Source organism: Acidisphaera sp. S103 (assembly GCF_009765975.1).
Lineage (GTDB): Bacteria > Pseudomonadota > Alphaproteobacteria > Acetobacterales > Acetobacteraceae > Rhodopila.
Genome location: NZ_LMUJ01000065.1, coordinates 103,185 through 119,297, shown reverse-complemented (window position 1 = coordinate 119,297; position 16,113 = coordinate 103,185). Strand labels below are relative to the sequence as shown.

13 protein-coding genes and 1 pseudogene are annotated in these 16,113 nt (G+C 64.7%); 11 read left to right on the top strand and 3 right to left on the bottom strand.

Annotated features, from left to right (window positions below):
* Positions 1–138: 138 nt before the first annotated feature.
* The 3 genes from GSQ89_RS24380 to GSQ89_RS24370 are packed head-to-tail and all read right to left on the bottom strand — an operon-like array spanning position 139 to position 3,948.
* Entirely contained in the window at positions 139–2,397 is a 2,259-nt protein-coding gene (locus GSQ89_RS24380; protein WP_158930133.1) for a xanthine dehydrogenase family protein molybdopterin-binding subunit, read from the bottom strand.
* Entirely contained in the window at positions 2,390–3,439 is a 1,050-nt protein-coding gene (locus tag GSQ89_RS24375; protein ID WP_158930131.1) for a xanthine dehydrogenase family protein subunit M, read from the bottom strand. The genes GSQ89_RS24380 and GSQ89_RS24375 overlap by 8 nt, the downstream gene beginning before the upstream one ends.
* On the bottom strand, positions 3,436–3,948 hold the full coding sequence (locus GSQ89_RS24370; RefSeq protein WP_158930179.1) for a (2Fe-2S)-binding protein: 513 nt from the start codon (positions 3,946–3,948) through the stop codon (positions 3,436–3,438). Before GSQ89_RS24370 ends, GSQ89_RS24375 begins: the two co-directional genes overlap by 4 nt.
* An 81-nt stretch (positions 3,949–4,029) precedes the next feature.
* Between GSQ89_RS24370 and GSQ89_RS24365 the strand changes: the two genes are divergently transcribed.
* The 11 genes and pseudogenes from GSQ89_RS24365 to GSQ89_RS24320 form a co-directional block, all read left to right on the top strand.
* On the top strand, positions 4,030–4,611 hold the full coding sequence (locus tag GSQ89_RS24365; protein WP_158930129.1) for a TetR/AcrR family transcriptional regulator: 582 nt from the start codon (positions 4,030–4,032) through the stop codon (positions 4,609–4,611).
* A 392-nt stretch (positions 4,612–5,003) separates the two neighbouring features.
* On the top strand, positions 5,004–5,312 hold the full coding sequence (locus GSQ89_RS24360) for an alpha/beta fold hydrolase (protein ID WP_158930127.1): 309 nt from the start codon (positions 5,004–5,006) through the stop codon (positions 5,310–5,312).
* Positions 5,313–5,320: 8 nt separating this feature from the next.
* A complete protein-coding gene (locus GSQ89_RS24355) occupies positions 5,321–6,541 on the top strand; it encodes an alpha-hydroxy acid oxidase (RefSeq protein WP_158930125.1) in 1,221 nt (406 codons plus the stop codon).
* 361 nt (positions 6,542–6,902) lie between these two features.
* The gene (locus tag GSQ89_RS24350; RefSeq protein WP_158930123.1) at positions 6,903–7,085 is read left to right on the top strand and encodes a hypothetical protein; all 183 of its coding nucleotides are present in this window, start codon (positions 6,903–6,905) and stop codon (positions 7,083–7,085) included.
* 441 nt (positions 7,086–7,526) lie between these two features.
* Positions 7,527–8,492, top strand: a complete 966-nt coding sequence (locus GSQ89_RS24345; protein ID WP_158930121.1) for an ArdC family protein — start codon at positions 7,527–7,529, stop codon at positions 8,490–8,492.
* Positions 8,492–8,860 carry a hypothetical protein gene (locus GSQ89_RS24340; protein ID WP_158930119.1) on the top strand — a complete coding sequence of 123 codons (369 nt, stop codon included), beginning with the start codon at positions 8,492–8,494 and terminating at the stop codon, positions 8,858–8,860. Before GSQ89_RS24345 ends, GSQ89_RS24340 begins: the two co-directional genes overlap by 1 nt.
* 356 nt (positions 8,861–9,216) lie before the next feature.
* Positions 9,217–9,369: pseudogene (locus GSQ89_RS39380) on the top strand (GcrA family cell cycle regulator); the annotation flags it as partial.
* Positions 9,370–9,446: 77 nt separating this feature from the next.
* On the top strand, positions 9,447–9,692 hold the full coding sequence (locus GSQ89_RS39375; RefSeq protein ID WP_371734288.1) for a GcrA family cell cycle regulator: 246 nt from the start codon (positions 9,447–9,449) through the stop codon (positions 9,690–9,692).
* 284 nt (positions 9,693–9,976) lie between these two features.
* The gene (locus GSQ89_RS24330) at positions 9,977–10,180 is read left to right on the top strand and encodes a hypothetical protein (RefSeq protein WP_158930117.1); all 204 of its coding nucleotides are present in this window, start codon (positions 9,977–9,979) and stop codon (positions 10,178–10,180) included.
* Positions 10,181–10,462: 282 nt separating this feature from the next.
* Complete coding sequence (locus GSQ89_RS24325; RefSeq protein ID WP_158930115.1) at positions 10,463–10,858, top strand: DUF6876 family protein; 396 nt, start codon at positions 10,463–10,465, stop codon at positions 10,856–10,858.
* A gap of 112 nt (positions 10,859–10,970) precedes the next feature.
* Positions 10,971–16,113, top strand: a 5,143-nt coding sequence (locus GSQ89_RS24320; RefSeq protein WP_158930113.1) for a helicase-related protein, incomplete at its 3' end; no start/stop codon positions are given.

Here is a 16,113-nt window from a genome sequence, read left to right as displayed (position 1 = left end):
TTGCGATCTTCGACAAGACATTGATCGCGGCGCCTGCATCGGGAAATGGATCAAAGCGACGTCGACTACCTGGCGCCGTGCGCTCGTGCTGTTGATCGGCACCATCGGCGGGATGGCGGCGATCACCTCGGCGCCGCCTTAAGCTCCGATCAGTTGGTCCAGCGTGATCGGAAAGCGCCGGACGCGCACGCCGGTCGCATGCCAGACTGCGTTGGCGATGGCACCCGCTGTCCCGGTGATCCCGATTTCTCCCACCCCCTTGATGCCGAGAGCGTTGACGTGGACGTCGCGTTCCTCGACCAGGATTGCTTCGATGTTCGGAACGTCGGCGTTCACCGGCACATGGTATTCGGCCAGGTTCGGATTCATCGGGCGGCCGGTGCGCTTGTCCATTACGGCGTGCTCATGCAGCGCGAAGGATACCCCCCAGATCATACCACCATAGTATTGACTGCGGACCATGCGCGGATTGACGACTGTGCCAGCGGCGAAGGCCCCTACCAGCCGCGTCACCCGCACCTGGCCAAAATCCGGGTCCACTTTCACCTCGGCGAACACGGCCCCGTGCGCATACATGGCGTAAGCGGATAGCGCCGCGGGATCGGACGCACCCGTTCCGCGCCCCTCGATCTCCGCGTGCCCGGCGCGGGTCAGGATGTCGGTATAGCTCTCGCTGCGCGCTTCGTCGTCGCGGCGGTACAACCGGCCGCCCCGCGCAATCACACCCGCATTATTGGCTCCAAACAATGGGGACCGCTGGTCGCCCGTCGCCAGGTCCGCGAGCTTGGCGATCACATCCCCCCCGGCGTCGTGAATCGCGGCGCCGGCCGTGGCCGTGTGAGCTGAGCCGCCGGCGATCCCCGCGTCCGGCAAATCGGAGGTGCCGGACCGGAACTCCGTCTGGTCGGGATCAAGACCCAGCGCGTCGGCAGCGATCTGGGCGAGCGCGGTCCAGGCGCCCTGGCCCATGTCGTGGGCGCCAATCTCCACCACGCCGGTGCCATCCTGGCGCAGCACCGCCCGCGCGTGGCCCTGAAACATCAGCGCCGGGAACACCGCCGTACCCATGCCCCAGCCCACCAGCATGCCGGCGTCGTCCCGCATCTGCCGCGGCGCCAAGGGGCGGGCAGCCCAGCCGAACCGTTCGGCACCCTGCTCATAGCACTGGCGCAGCGCCTTGGAGGAAAATGGCTTGCCGCTCATCGGCTCGACCTCGGCGTAGTTCTTCAGCCGGAACGCGAGCGGGTCCATGCCGCAGGCCAGGGCCATCTCGTCGATCGCACTCTCCAGCGCGGCGCTGCCGGGGGCCTCACCGGGAGCGCGCATGAACAATGGCGTCCCGGTATCGAGCCGTACCGCCTCGTGCGAGGTCTTAATCGCCGGACTGGCATACAGCGCGTGGGAGGCGTTTGCCGCCGGCTCGATGAAGTCATCGAATGTGCTGGTGGCGGTTTTAACGTGGTGGCTCAGCGCGGTCAGCGCCCCTTGGTCGTCGGTGCCCAGGCGCATGGTTTGCCTTGTGGGGGCACGGTGGCCGACGGGGCCGAACATCTGCTCCCGCCGCAGCACCAGCTTCACCGGGCGGCCGACGAGGCGGGCGGCTATGATGCCGAGGACCTGCGGCCCCGAGCCCAGCGCCTTCGACCCAAAGCCGCCGCCGAGGAACGGGCTGCGGATGTGAATGTCCTCGGGCGCGATGCCGAACAGGCCAGCGATGCGGCCCTGTGTCATCGCCATGGCCTGGGTCGGCATATCGAGCGACAAGGTGTTGCCGTCCCAGGCCGCCACGACGGAATGCGGCTCCATCGCGTTATGGTATTGGGCCGGCGTTTCGTAGACCGCCTCGATCCGCGCGGACGCCGCCGCCAGGCCGGCATCGACATCGCCGTGGGTCTCTTCGGCCGGGCCACCGGCGCCCACCGCCTGCGGGATGAAGCTGTCATTCGAATCCAGCCCTGTGCGTGCCGGTTCAGTCTCGTAGGCCGGGGCCAACAGAAGGGCGCCCTCGGTCGCGGCTTCGAGCGTTTCCGCCACGACGACGGCGATCGGCTGGTTGACGTAGCGCACCGTGTCGTTCTGCAGCACCTCGATGCGGAACATGAACGGGTGAAGCTTGGCGTCCGGGTCCTGCGCGAGTCTGGGCGTGTTCGCGGGTGTCATGACCTCGATCACGCCGGAATGGGCCTTGGCCGCCGCCACATCCAGTGAGGTCACTCGGCCGCGGGCGATACTGCTGACGGCGAGGACTGCGTAGACCATACCTGGCGGGTGGTTGTCGGCGGCGAAGCGGGCCGTGCCAGTGGTCTTGAGCACGCCTTCGCGGCGGGTCAGCGACTGGCCGATGCTCGAACCCATGCGGATGTGCGCGGGCGCTTGCGAAAGAGCGATCTCAGGCATGGGTGATGGCTCCGGCGAAGGGGGAAGCGGGGAGAGCGGGCACGCGTTCGGGGGTACCGGCGGCGGCCAAGGCGAGCGCGCGGACGACAATGCGGCGGGCAAGTTCGATCTTGAATGCGTTGTCACCCGACGCCTTGGCACCGGCCAGCGCCGTCTCGGCCGCCCGATTGAAGACGGCGGGGTCCGGGCGGGCGCCAGCCAGCATCGCCTCCGCCGTTCGGGGGCGCCACGGTTTCAGCGCGACACCGCCCAGTGCGATCCGGGCCTCCACGATGGTTTCGCCGTCCAGGCGGAGTGCGGCGGCAGCCGAGACGACAGCGAAGGCATAGGACGTGCGTTCGCGGATTTTCAGATAGCGCGCATTACCCGCGAAGCGGGCGGCTTCAGCCGGCAGGCACACCGCTGTGATCAGTTCACCTTGTTGCATCATCGTTTCCCGCTCCGGCGTACTGCCGGGCAGCAGATGGAAGGTCTCAAGCGGGATGGCGCGCCGCCCCGCTGGGCCCTGAAGCTCCACCACGGCGTCGAGGGCGGTCAGAGGTACGCAGAAATCGGAGGGGTTGGTGGCAATACAGTGCTCGCTCCATCCCAGGATGGCGTGCAGACGGTTCTCGCCGCCCACTGCGTCGCAACCAGCACCGGGGTTGCGTTTGTTGCAGGCGCTGGCCGTGTCGTAAAAATAGGCGCAACGCGTCCGCTGCAGCAGATTGCCGCCCACCGTGGCGGCGTTGCGCAACTGGGCTGAGGCGCCCGAGAGCAGCGCTTCGGCCACGGCCGGAAACTGCCGAGCGAATTTCGTCTCGTGCGCCAGGTCCGCGTTGCGCACGAGCGCGCCGATCCGCACGCCACCGTCGCTCAGCCATTCGATCCGGTCGAGTCCGGGCAGACGACTGATATCGACCAGGTGGCCGGGATGCATCACGCCGCCTTTCATCAGGTCCATCAGGTTGGTGCCACCCGCAAGATAGGCTGCACCCGGCACTGCCCCCGCCGCCACGGCCTCGGCGAGCGTCGCCGGGCGGGCGTATTCGAAGCGGTTCATGCCGCGTCCCTCCGGCTCGCCTCGGCTATCGCTCGCTGGGCGTCCAGCACCGCCTCTGTGATCCCGACATACGCGCCGCAGCGGCAGAGATTGCCGCTCATCGCTTCGCGCACCCGCTCGGGGTCATCGCCAGCCCCGCTTCCCCAGTTTTGGCCCTCGCGGATCATCCCGATCGCACTCATGATCTGGCCCGGCGTACAGAAGCCGCACTGGAAACCGTCATGGGCAATGAAGGCGGCCTGGACGGGATGGAGCTGCCCACCCGGCGCCACGCCCTCGATGGTGACGATATCGGCACCGTCATGGCTTAGCGCCAATGCCAGACAAGAATTCACCCGGCGGCCGTCAAGCAGCACGGTGCAGGCGCCGCATTGGCCGCGATCGCAGCCCTTTTTGGTCCCGGTCAGGTCTAGCCGCTCGCGCAGCAGGTCGAGCAGCGTGACGCGGGGATCGTCCAAAGTTATGGCCCGCCTTGCACCGTTGATTGTGAGCGTGATTGACAGACCCATGCGAAACTCCGATCTGAGCTGTGATGTGTCGGTAAATACGGAGGCCACCTCCGTTTTCAAGGGGAGCGAAGCCAAACCGGTATGGACGGCATTGTTTCAGCCAAACCTGGGCGGAAACCCCGCGCCGACAGCATCCGAAACCGGGAGCGGGTTCTCCAGGCGGCGAAGGTCGTGTTCGCCGCCGGTGGGCCAGAGGCCAGTCTGGAGGCCGTCGCGCGCCAGGCCGGCGTCGGGGTGGGAACGCTATACCGACATTTCCCGACCCGCCAGGCGCTGTTCGAGGCGGTGTACCGGAACGAGGTGGAACAACTGGTGGGGCTGGCGGGGCAACTTGGGTCGGATTTGCCGCCGCTGGACGCACTCCGCCGCTGGATGCACGCCAATGTCGAATTCGTGGCGACGAAGAAAGGCATGTCCGTCGCGCTTGCCGTCGCGGTGCACGCCGGGTTGGATCTGACCGCCTATTCCATCCACCGGCTGGGCGGGGTGCTGGAAGCGCTTCTGCGGCGGGCTGTGGACGCTGGGGTGATCCGCGACGACATCAGCACTGAGGACATTCTGCGAACCGTCGTGGGCCTGTGCTACACGCACGATAAGCCGGGTTGGCAAAGCAACGTACAGCGCTTGGTAGACGTGTTTGTCGACGGGATGCGGCGACACTAAAACGTGATCCGCGCGGGTCGCAGCACCGTCATACTACGTCCTGACAAAATCTCTGAAACGGATCGACGATTGCGGTTGGCAACCTCCATGACCGACCGTTAGTTCGTTGTCATCGCGCGTTCCAATGCGCCTGCGACGAACTTGGCCAATTAGCGCCTATCCAGGTTATTCCAGGCCGTGATGTCGGATCTCTATAACGGACATTCCAATAACCTCGTTCGCTGCCACGCCAAGGTGTGCGATGGGTGTAAACTGGAGCCACGCTCGGCGTGATCCTTGACTTGTTCCGACCTGCTAGTCTGCGGGAGACAGCGTCCCGGCGTCGCCTGGTGGGGCAACCTCCGCGCACGAACAGGCCGCCTACCTCCGGTTAAGAGGATCCCCACGCGGCCATGGTGCCGTCGATCTTGCCGAGCGCGCTCATCCACGGATATCGTTCACTCACGGTGCCCGGCTGGCCCGGGCATATAGGAAATGTCGACTTACGATCGGCAACTTCGCCATTGGTTGGCGCGCATCGCGGGGTCGACGTTAGTGGCTTGGGGGAAAGCGATTGGGTCGTCACGACGGATTATGGCCGCGCGTACGCAACGTTGATTTCCGTCGCATGGTACGAAACGATCGCGGCGGCCGGACATCGTCCGGAGATGGAACCGCCGGATGAACTGGCCGCGCTGGTCGGTTCGTTTTTGGGACGATAGAGGTAGCCATGGTGGATACGCTCACGAACTGGCGGAATTTCCTGCGGTTCGTCGCCGCTAGTCCGCTGTTCGCGGGGAGACCGGCGCTCGGGCAGGTCGCGGCCGATCCGATGGTGTGGGCGCCACGCGAACTGGACAAGCTGATCACCGACCCAAAGCAGGCCCTGGACGTGTTCGATTTCGAACCGGTGATGCATGAGAAGGTCCCGCCGGCGCATTTCGGCTACATGACGACGGGCATCGACGACGAGGTGACGCTGCGAGCCAACCGCGCGGGGTTCCAAGAATTCCAGTTGCTGCCGCGGCGCCTGATCGATGTCAGCAAGATCGACATGCGCACGGAGATCCTCGGCACGGCGTTCGACAGTCCGATTTTCGTGTGTCCGACCGCCAGCAATAAGGCTTACCATCCCGAGGGAGAAATCGCCGTCGCCAAAGCCGCGCGGGCGGGCAACCACCTGGAGATGTTGTCCACTGTCGCGACCACGTCGATCGAGGATGCGATCGCGGCACGCGGCGGCCCGGTTTGGTATCAGCTTTATCCGACCTCGAAATGGGAGATCGCCGTCGCGCTAGCGAAACGGGCGGAACGGGCCGGTTGCCAAACGATCGTCATCACCGTCGACGGACTGGCGCAGCAGAACTGGGAAACCCTGGCACGGCTACGGCGGGTCGACACGAGACAGTGTAGCGATTGCCATGGGACCACATTGCAGAGTTACCTCTCGCGCAAACCCAACTTCGACGGCATCGACCTGACTGGAGCTGCCTTCAATGCGATCAGCTTCACATGGGACTCGGTCCATCGTCTGCGCGACGTGGTCAAAACGAAGATCGTACTCAAAGGCATCCTGGCAACGGAAGACGCGAAACTTGCGGCGGATGCCGGTATCGACGCGATCATCGTTTCGAACCACGGCGGCCGGAATGACGATAACGGCCGCTCCACCATCGACGCGCTGCCCGGTATCGTCGAGGCAGTCGGCGGCCGTATGCCAGTGCTGATCGACAGCGGCTTCCGCCGCGGCACCGACATCGTCAAGGCGCTGGCCCTTGGCGCGGCGGCCGTCGGAATCGGCAGACCTTATCTGTGGGGCCTCGGCTCATTCGGTCAACCCGGTGTAGAACGCGTGCTAGAGATCCTGCGCCGCGAGACACACGCGGTCATGCAACAAATGGGCGCACCAACGGTGAAAGATCTGATTCCATCCATGGTCCGGCGGGCATAAGGAAACAACCGCATGCAGCTTTACCGTGCTTTCGCGCGCGATATGACTACACCGCCACGCCGTTCAAACCTATGCGCCGCTATTCGTGCGTTTATGTCGGACGAAATCCATCTTGATTGGGATCGGCAGCGTTGCCGATCGAACAAAAATAACTGGATAGACAAGGTCCGGTGGAGCAAATCTTCCGACCACCGCGTCAGGAAGCAACGAAAGCAGCCATGCATGGTCAGATGCCACGCCCTGACGATTGTCTATCGGACGCTTTGTTTTCACGTGACCAACAAATCTTCTAACAGGTAACTTGGCAGATCGACCCGAGTTATGATTCAATACTGCGTTTCCCCATGAAAGGCCCGCACCCATGGTCACGCGCTACACCATCGAGCCGGATAGGATTGGATGGTCGGTCATCGATACGGAAAGCGGTCAACCCGCCGTCGTCTTTGACACGCCGCAAACCGGCTTGCCACTCGAGGACGCGGATGACTTGGCTAATGCGCTCGGCCATCTCCACGCTAAGGGCTTGAAGAGCGCCAAGCGCTAAGGCGCAATCATCAACCGCTGCCGCGGTACAAAAATCCGAGTGGTCAGACCAGGATAGGGACAGCAACAAGTACTGCGCGCCCGTCGGACTGCTTCAAGGGCTCGGCGCGCCAGGGCGTCTCGCGAAGCCGCGCCTGGGCCCGCCCACGGTTTCGTCCAATGCATCCAAGCCGCATCGCTGCCGGAGGACCTCAGCGATCAGCACACCAGCCGGGACATACAGGTCAAGATCGCGACGCTGATGCATGACCGCCTCCGCGCCAACCGCCAGGGTATCGAACAACAGAAGGAGTGACGAAAGAAGAGGTTTACCGCGCCTGCGCCGGACCGCCGCAAGGGGTCCGGCCTTCGGCCGCGCACCAGACGGCGCGCCCTTGCCCCGGCCGGTCAGGACACGGGGCGGAGGAGGGGTTGAGCAAAAAACCTCGAAGGACAGCCCCCGATGATCACACACCGCAGTGGCAAGCCGTTTACCGATCGGCGCGACTACTACCAGGAGGTGACGGACAAGATTATCGCGGCGCTCGAAGGCGGCACGCGGCCTTGGCGCCAGCCTTGGAAGAACGGCTCGCCCGGCACGCCCATCAATGCCACGACCGGACGGCCCTACCACGGCATCAACGTGCTTCTGCTGGCGATGACCTCGTTCACTCTTGGAGGCGATCCGCGCTTTTGTTCTTACAAACAGGCATCCGATCGCGGCTGGCAGGTCCGCAAAGGCGAGCGCGGCACGACCGTCTTCTTCTTCAAACGCATGCTGGTGGAGGACTGCGACGCGGCACCGGGGGCGGAGGATCGAACCAGGGCCATCCCCATGCTGCGCGCCTACACCGTATTTAACGGCTCGCAAATTGAGGGGATGCCCGCCTATGTGGCGCCGAATGTCACGGAGGCGCCTTGGCGCCGCCCCGAAGCGGCCGACATCATTCTGACGAACAGCAAGGCCGTCATCAGGGTTGGCGGTGACAGGGCATTCTACAGTCCGTCGCTCGACTTCATCCAATTGCCAGAGCCGGCGTCATTCGAGAGTCCAGAGGAGTTTGCCTGTACGGCACTGCATGAGGCAGCCCATTGGTCGGGCGCAAAGAATAGATTGAATAGAGACCTAACCGGCCGCTTTGGAACGAATGCTTACGCCCAGGAAGAGTTACGCGCAGAATTGGCGTCGGTTTTTATTGGTGGCACACTCAATCTTCCTTGCGATATCCCCAATCACGCCAATTACATTGCCTCCTGGGCAAAGAATCTGCGGGAGAATAAACGTGAAATCTTCCGCGCCGCCGCCGACGCTCAGCGCATCGCCGATTACCTCCTGGCCTTCCACCCCGACTATGCAAAACACGCCGACAGCGCGCCTGACGTCAACAAAAATAGTGAAGATGCTGCCGAACTGGCGGAGGCGGCATAATGACCGCCACGACGAGTTGGCCCAAGGACGACGCGGAACGCATCAGCCGGGCCCTTGCAACCGAGGGCGGTCACCTTGGAATTGGGCGCGGCGGCTACACGCTCTATTACGACCGCGGCTCGACGCTCAGTGGGTATGATGTTGAGCCCATGAAAGCTGCCTGCGTTGCTGCGGGTCTGCCGATCATCGATAGCCGGATGATTGACTTCAGTAACGCAATGGACCTCGCTGTGAAGGGTCCCATGATTGCGGTGGGTGAGGTACCAAGCCCGCAACCCTGGCACAGCCTCGCCTACGCGCCATTGACCTATGTCGCCGGCCTGTATCGGACGGCGGGCGCCGAGGTGATCAACCTACCTGGCGACTGAAAAAATCCCGCATCAAGTTAACCCCCGGCCCAAGAATTAGACACATCGACCCGGCGGCGGGCACGTGAGATGCGCCAGGAAGCAGCTCCCGAACTCGCCAGGCGTGCGGTCGCACGCGCCTTGGTCGCGCCGGCGATGGTGAGACCAGAGGCCTGGAGACAGCCCGCCGCACCCTCCGGGCCGCAGCCAGGGCAGCCCAAGCACGAGGGATAGAAGGCAACCACCGGGCGGCCGTGCCAGCCGGCGGGCACGCCGCGCAAGGGTCGGGCCGGGCGCCAGCAGGCGCCCTTGCCCGGCGCGCCGCAGGCTGACGGCGGGAAAGGTGGCATCACAAAACATTTCTATAGGAGAACATAATGTGGACATACGATGAGATTCTGCAACTGAGGACCCTCTGGTTCGAGGGGCTCTCGACCGCTGAGATCGGCCGCCGCCTTGGCGTTTCCAAGAATGCCATTGTCGGCAAGGCGCACCGCCTTGATCTGGATGCCCGCCCGTCTCCAATTCGGCGAGACCACGCTCCCGCGCGAATTGCCCCGGCGCGGCCACAGCCACCGCGGTTGGCGGAGTTGGCGCCACTGACAAGCTGCACGCCGGAACCAATCGAGCATCCCGACAGACCGGCCCCGGCCCCGACCAGGCGCGACCGAACCCGCCCGTACGCCGCACCCAAGCGGCCATCGGCAGCACATCCTGCTGCTGGCCGATCGGCGACCCGGGCACTCCATCCTTCCGTTTCTGCAACGCGCCGAACAAGGCCGGCAAGCCGTACTGCCAGAGGCACTGTGTGACGGCCTACCGAGGATGGAAGGGCGACGAAGCGGCAGCATGACCGCCGCTACGGCGACAGCACTCCAGCCGGAGCACTCACGATGGGACATGAGAGTAACTACACCGTCGCGCGACACCACGATGGTTCGTTTCAAATAGAACGAACAACCGTACCGTTTCCAGGGACCGTCGCGTACGTCACGCCGGCATTCACGCGAACCGGCCAGCAGACCGGCTGGCGGCTGCGGCCAGCGCCGCGGCGAAGCTGATGACGCTTGCCGCGGCCAAGTGTGCCGTCGAGGAGGCGTTCCGCCCAAACAGCAGTCAGAACGCTGACGATCCGCCATGAACTATATTGCCCGGCTACAGCAAGACCTGACCGCCGCATTGGAACAGCTGAAGCTCAAAGACGAGACATTGCGGGCATTCCGCGCGCACAGCGCCGGCGAGAAATTCTCTGGCTTCGAGGCTGACGGCAGCCGCAAAGACTGGATTGCGGTGCGCGATGTCGATGCGCGGCTTCTGGAGATCATCGCGTCCGAAACCTGACTGCCTGCAGGTAACTCTGCAGCCCCTGACCTCACGCAAATCCTTTTCTACCTAGACCATGGCCAGCCTCACAGACAGGCCCGCGCATGCGTTCGGCGTGGACCCGTGTGCGGCAGCCTTGCACTGACTGCCACAGCTGCCACTGCCGCGCTGGTCGCGGCAAGGGTCCATCGCGCGGAAGGCGCGCGACGGCCCGGCTGCGCCGGCTGACGCCCTTGCCGTGTCCGCCACGCAGCGGCCGCGGGGACAAGTCTTCGGGAGAGAAGACGGAAAGGGCAAAGCATGAATGAGACAACCGAGAACAAGACAACCCGAGTTCAAGCAGACCGTAGAACGCTACTCGCGGAGCTGATTTATTTCACAGGAGATCTCGAACGATACAGGCATTGGACCAGACGCTTGATTTACACGCCGGGCATCCAGCACCTCGCCGAGAGGGCCGGCGCTTATTGGCTCATCGACTTGATCACGTCGTGGCAGATGACGCCAGAGGTTGCCCAGGAAGACTTCCAGATTTGGAAACTCGTTGTCCGGACGGACCAGACTGCGACGGCAACCGCGACAGGCGACGGCCAGACGGCACTCGCGTCGCAGGACATTCCGTTCACGGACTTTCCGCTCGAGGAGATCACGGTGTGGCTCATCGACGGCACGCTGATGCTGCCGGGCGAGTACTGACCTCATCTTCGCCGGGCTGACCCAGGCCCGACCCCGTTCCCCAACCATCCTGATGCCCGCCCGATCGGCCGTTTGCACAGCGGTGCGGCATCACACGTCCTGGAGAAACACGATGCCCGATGCAGCGCAGTACACGCTTGGCCTGTTCGACAGCTCCGCGCTGGGTTGGACGGTGCCCATGCCGACAGCAGTACCCGTGTCGGCGGATGCCGATGATGAGCCGCACGCGCCCGCCGCGCTCGCTCCGCCGGAGAAGGGGGTGAACTTTGCACTGACCGGCGATCGGCAACTTGCCCGCGGCTGGCCGGCCCGCGCCCGCGACAATATCGCCGCGATCCGCCTGTCGCGGGAATTGGAGGATGCCGGGCGCGCGCCCACGGCCGCCGAGCAAGAACAACTGATGCGCTTCATCGGCTTCGGCGCGACCGACCTGGCGCAAAACGCCTTTCCGCTGCCGGGCGAGACGGGTCTGCGGCCCGGCTGGGAGGAGATCGGCGACGACCTCGCCGACGCCACCTCGATCCCGGAATACGCCGCCCTGCAACGCTCGACACAGTACGCCCATTACACGCCCGAGCCGGTGATCCGGGCCATCTGGCGCGCCGCCCAGCATCTCGGCTTCAGTGCAGGGCGGGTCCTCGAACCGGGCATGGGCACCGGGCTGTTCTTCGCCTTGATGCCGGAGGCGCTGCGCGACTGCACGCGCCTCACCGGCGTCGAATACGATCCGATCACCGCACGCATCGCCGCGCTGATCCATCCGCAGGCGCGCGTGCGGCGGGAGGACTACACGCGCTCCGCGCTTGGCGGCGGCTTCGACCTGGCCATCGGCAACCCGCCATTCGCGGACCGCGTCATCAAAGCCGACCCGCTGACCGCAAAGCTCGGGCTGCGCCTGCATGACTACTTCATCGCCCGCTCGATCGACCGCCTGCGCCCAGGTGGCCTCGCCATTTTCGTGACCAGCACCGGCATCATGGACAAGGCCAGCACCGTGGCGCGCGAGCATATCGCGAGCATGGCGGACCTGGTCGGCGCCGTGCGCCTACCCGAGAGCAGCATGCGGGCGACGGCCGGCACCGAGGTCGTGATCGACGTGCTGGTGTTTCAGCGGCGGGCCGAAGGCCAAGCACCCCGGGGCCCAGCCTGGACGGAGCTGCGCGAGATCGAACTGGGCGAGCAACCAGCCGAACCGGAGTCTGAACTGGAGGACCTGGACGGTTTGGAGGTGCTCGGCGACGAGATCACTCCGGAAGGCCAACCCGACAGGCGGCATCCTCGCCGCGGCGTCGTGCTGGTGAACGCGTATTTCCTGGCGCACCCCGAGATGGTGCTGGGCGAGCACGGGCAGCGCCGTGGTATTTATGGACCGGGCTGGTCCTACACCTGCCGCGCCCATGCCAATGCCGGCCCGCTGGAGGCGCAGCTCGATGCGGCCTTCACCCGTCTGTCGCCGGGCATCTTCACCCGCAACCTGGATGCCCTCTTCGAAGAGGACGCGCAGGCGTTCGCCACGCCGGTCCAGGTCGGCCGTGCCGCCGACGGCGCCACCATCAAGGAAGGCAGCTACCACGTTGGCCACGGTGGACGGTTGTGCCAGATCATCGGCGGGGAGTCTGTCCCGATCGTGATCAAGAGCGGCAAGACCGGCGACGGCATCAGCCTGAAAGCCGCCAAGATCATCCGCGGCCTGATGCCGATCCGTGATGCTGTGCGCGACGTGCTGCGAGCCCAAGCCGCCGGCCAGCCGTGGCAACAATTGCAGGTCCGCCTGCGCACCTGCTACTCGACTTTCATCCGCTATTACGGGCCGATCAACCACACCGTCGTCTCGACGCTGACCGACGACGAGACCGGCGAGGAGCGGGAACAGCATCGCCGCCCCAACCTGTCGCACTTCGCCGACGATCCGGATTGCTGGTTGGTCGCCTCCATCGAAGATTACGACCTCGACACCGACGTCGCCCGCATGGGGCCGATCTTCCGCGAACGCGTCGTATCGCCGCCGGCTCTGCCGATGATCACCGGCGCGGCCGACGCGCTCGCGGTGACGTTGAACGAGTTGAGCTTCGTCGAGCCGGAGCGGCTCGGCGAACTGCTGGAGTGCGAACCCGACGAGGCGCTCGCGCAACTCGGCAGCGCGGTGTTCCGCGATCCGATGACCGAACAGTGGGAGACGGCGGATGCCTACCTGTCCGGCTCCGTCCGCCACAAGCTCGTCGCCGCCGAAGCCGCCGCCAAGCTGGACGGCCAATATCGGCGCAACGTCGCGGCCCTGCAGGCGGTGCAGCCGAGAGACATCCCGCCTTCGGATATCACGGCGCGTCTCGGCGCACCCTGGCTGCCGACCGAAATCATCCGGGACTTCGTGCGCGAGGTGATGAACGGCGAGGTGGAGATCTTCCACACGGTTGAGGTCGCCGTCTGGGGCGTCAGAGCGAGCTGCTTCGTCGGCAGCGCACAAGGCACGTCGGAATGGGGCACGGCGCGCCGCCACGCCGGCCAGTTGCTGCATGACGCGCTCAACAGCGCCACTCCGCAGATCTACGACATCGAGATCGTGGACGGCAGCGAACGGCGCGTGTTCAACGCGGAGGCCACGGAAGCCGCCAAGGAGAAACTCAACAAGATCAAGACTGCCTTCACGCAATGGGTTTGGACCGACCCCGACCGCGCCGACCGCCTGTCGCGGCTCTACAACGACCACTTCAACAACCTGGTGCCGCGTCACTTCGACGGCCGACACCTGTCGTTGCCCGGCGCCAGCGACATCATCCGGCTCTACGACCACCAGAAGCGGGCGATCTGGCGCATTATCACCGCGGGATCGACCTACGTGGCGCACGCGGTCGGCAGCGGCAAGACGTTCTCGATCGCCGCCGCCGTCATGGAAGAACGCAGACTGGGCCTGGTAAGAAAGGCAATCCTCGTCGTCCCAGGCCACTGTCTTGCCCAGGCGAGCCGCGAATTCCTGCAGCTTTACCCGACCGCCCGCATCCTCGTCGCCGACGAGACCAACTTCGCCAAAGACAAGCGCGCCCGCTTCCTCGCGCGTGCCGCTACGGCCTGCTGGGACGCCATTATCATTACTCATTCGGCCTTCAAGTTTATTGCCGTCCCGGCCGCCTTTGAGCAGGAGATGATCGAGGCGCAGATCGCGAGCTTCGAGCACCTGATTACCTGCGCCGATGGCGACGATCGCATCACCCGCAAGCGGCTCGAAGCGATGAAGGAGAAACTGGCCGAGAAGCTGGAAACGCTCCGCGAGCGCCGTGATGACATGCTGACTATCGAGGAGCTCGGCATCGATCAGATCATCGTCGATGAGGCGCAGGAATTCCGGAAGCTGACATTTGCGACCAACCGGACGGCGCTGAAGGGCGTGGACCCGGATGGTTCGCAGCGCACCTGGGACCTCTACGTAAAACGCTGCTTCATCGAGACCATCAATCCGCGCCGCGCGCTGATCCAGGCTTCGGGAACGCCGATCACCAACACGATGGGCGAAATGTTCACGCTTATACGCTACCAAAACGAGCGGCTGCTGCGGGATCGCGGCGTCCACGAGTTCGACGCGTGGGCCAGCGCCTTTGGCGACACGCGCACCGAGTTGGAGCTGCAGCCCTCCGGCAATTACAAGCCGGTCGAACGCTTCTCGCAATTCATCAACGTCCCCGAACTGATCGACATGTTCCGCTCCGTCGCCGACGTGGTGCTGAAGGACCACCTGCGCGGTTACTTGAAGCTGCCCGGCATCAAGGGCGGTCGCCGTCGGCTTGTCACGGCGGACGCCAGCGACGCCTTCCGTGCGTACCAGCAAGAACTGGCGGGACGGATCGACGAGATCGAGAGACGCACGCGCCGGACCGAGAAGGGTGACGACATTCTCCTGAAGGTCATCACCGATGGCCGCCACGCCGCGATCGACATGCGGCTCGTGGAGGCGTGGAACGGCAACGAGCCCGACAATAAGCTGAACAAGCTGGTCGCGAACGCCTATCGCATCTGGAAGGAGACCAGCGAGCAGCGCTACCGGCAGCGCGACGGCAGTGCGCTCCCGATCCCGGGTGCCGCACAGATGATCTTCTCCGATCTCGGCACGCTGGCGGCCGAGAACACAAGGAGCTTCTCGGCCTATCACTGGATCAGGAACGAGTTGATCCGGCTCGGTGTGCCGGCAGCTGAGATCGCCATCATGCAGCAGTTCAAACGCTCGGCCGAGAAGCAGCGCCTGTTCAACGACATCAACGCCGGGCGCGTGCGCTTCGTGCTCGGTTCAACGCAGACCATGGGCACGGGTGTGAACGCCCAGCTTCGGCTGAAGGCGTTGCACCATCTCGATGTGCCGTGGCTGCCATCCGACATCGAACAACGCGAAGGACGCATCGAGCGGCAGGGCAACCAAAACGACGAGGTGGAGATCTACGCCTACGCCACGCTCGGAAGCATGGACGCGACCATGTGGCAAAACAACGAGCGCAAGGCCCGGTTCATCGCTGCTGCGCTCTCCGGCGACCGCACCATCCGCACGATCGACGACATCGGTGAAGCCGCCAACCAGTTCGCGCTGGCCAAGGCCATTGCATCGGGCGATGCGCGCCTGATGCAGAAAGCCGGTCTGGAAGGGGAGATCGCCCGCCTTGATCGGCAGCGCGCGGCGCATTTCGATGACCAGCTCGCGGTGCGGCGGCAGATCTCTAACGCCGAGTTCGACCTGCAGACCGCGCGGCGCCGGGTCGAGCAGATCGGCGAGGACCTGAAACGACGCATCCCCACCCGCGCGGACGATTTTGTTCTTCTCTGGCAGGACCGGCGCGTCGATGAGCGCCGGACGGCGGGTGCTCTCTTGCTGTCAAAGGTGCGCTTGGCTCTTCGCGAAAAGACCGAGACCGAGGTGGACCTTGGCACCCTTGGTGGTTTCGAGCTGGCCTGCAGCGCAGGGCCAACATGGCGGCACGAGTCTGACGCCATCCTGGTCATGCGCCGGACGGGCCTTGAACAGCACATCGAGACCGATGACGACTTAACGCCCGTCGGATTGATCGCCCGGATCGAGCACATCCTGGAGCGCATGCCGCAGGAGCTGCAGGAGCAGGAGCGCAAGGCGGAGCAGGCAACGCACCGCCTCGCTGGCTATAGGGACCGGCTCGGGCAGCCCTTTGCGTTACAGGCTGAACTCGACGGCAAACTCGCACAGCTTGCCGCACTCGAGGCCGACCTCGCGGCAACGGCGAAGCCGGAAATATCCAAGGCCG

Bases quoted from the DNA above. Each gene is read 5' to 3' on its own strand.
- GSQ89_RS24355 (WP_158930125.1), top strand. From the start codon at position 5,321: ATGGTGGATACGCTCACGAACTGGCGGAATTTCCTGCGGTTCGTCGCC.
- GSQ89_RS24370 (WP_158930179.1), bottom strand. From the start codon at position 3,948: ATGGGTCTGTCAATCACGCTCACAATCAACGGTGCAAGGCGGGCCATA.
- GSQ89_RS24330 (WP_158930117.1), top strand. From the start codon at position 9,977: ATGAACTATATTGCCCGGCTACAGCAAGACCTGACCGCCGCATTGGAA.
- GSQ89_RS24365 (WP_158930129.1), top strand. From the start codon at position 4,030: ATGGACGGCATTGTTTCAGCCAAACCTGGGCGGAAACCCCGCGCCGAC.
- GSQ89_RS24350 (WP_158930123.1), top strand. From the start codon at position 6,903: ATGGTCACGCGCTACACCATCGAGCCGGATAGGATTGGATGGTCGGTC.
- GSQ89_RS24345 (WP_158930121.1), top strand. From the start codon at position 7,527: ATGATCACACACCGCAGTGGCAAGCCGTTTACCGATCGGCGCGACTAC.
- GSQ89_RS24380 (WP_158930133.1), bottom strand. From the start codon at position 2,397: ATGCCTGAGATCGCTCTTTCGCAAGCGCCCGCGCACATCCGCATGGGT.
- GSQ89_RS24375 (WP_158930131.1), bottom strand. From the start codon at position 3,439: ATGAACCGCTTCGAATACGCCCGCCCGGCGACGCTCGCCGAGGCCGTG.
- GSQ89_RS24340 (WP_158930119.1), top strand. From the start codon at position 8,492: ATGACCGCCACGACGAGTTGGCCCAAGGACGACGCGGAACGCATCAGC.
- GSQ89_RS24360 (WP_158930127.1), top strand. From the start codon at position 5,004: ATGGTGCCGTCGATCTTGCCGAGCGCGCTCATCCACGGATATCGTTCA.
- GSQ89_RS24325 (WP_158930115.1), top strand. From the start codon at position 10,463: ATGAATGAGACAACCGAGAACAAGACAACCCGAGTTCAAGCAGACCGT.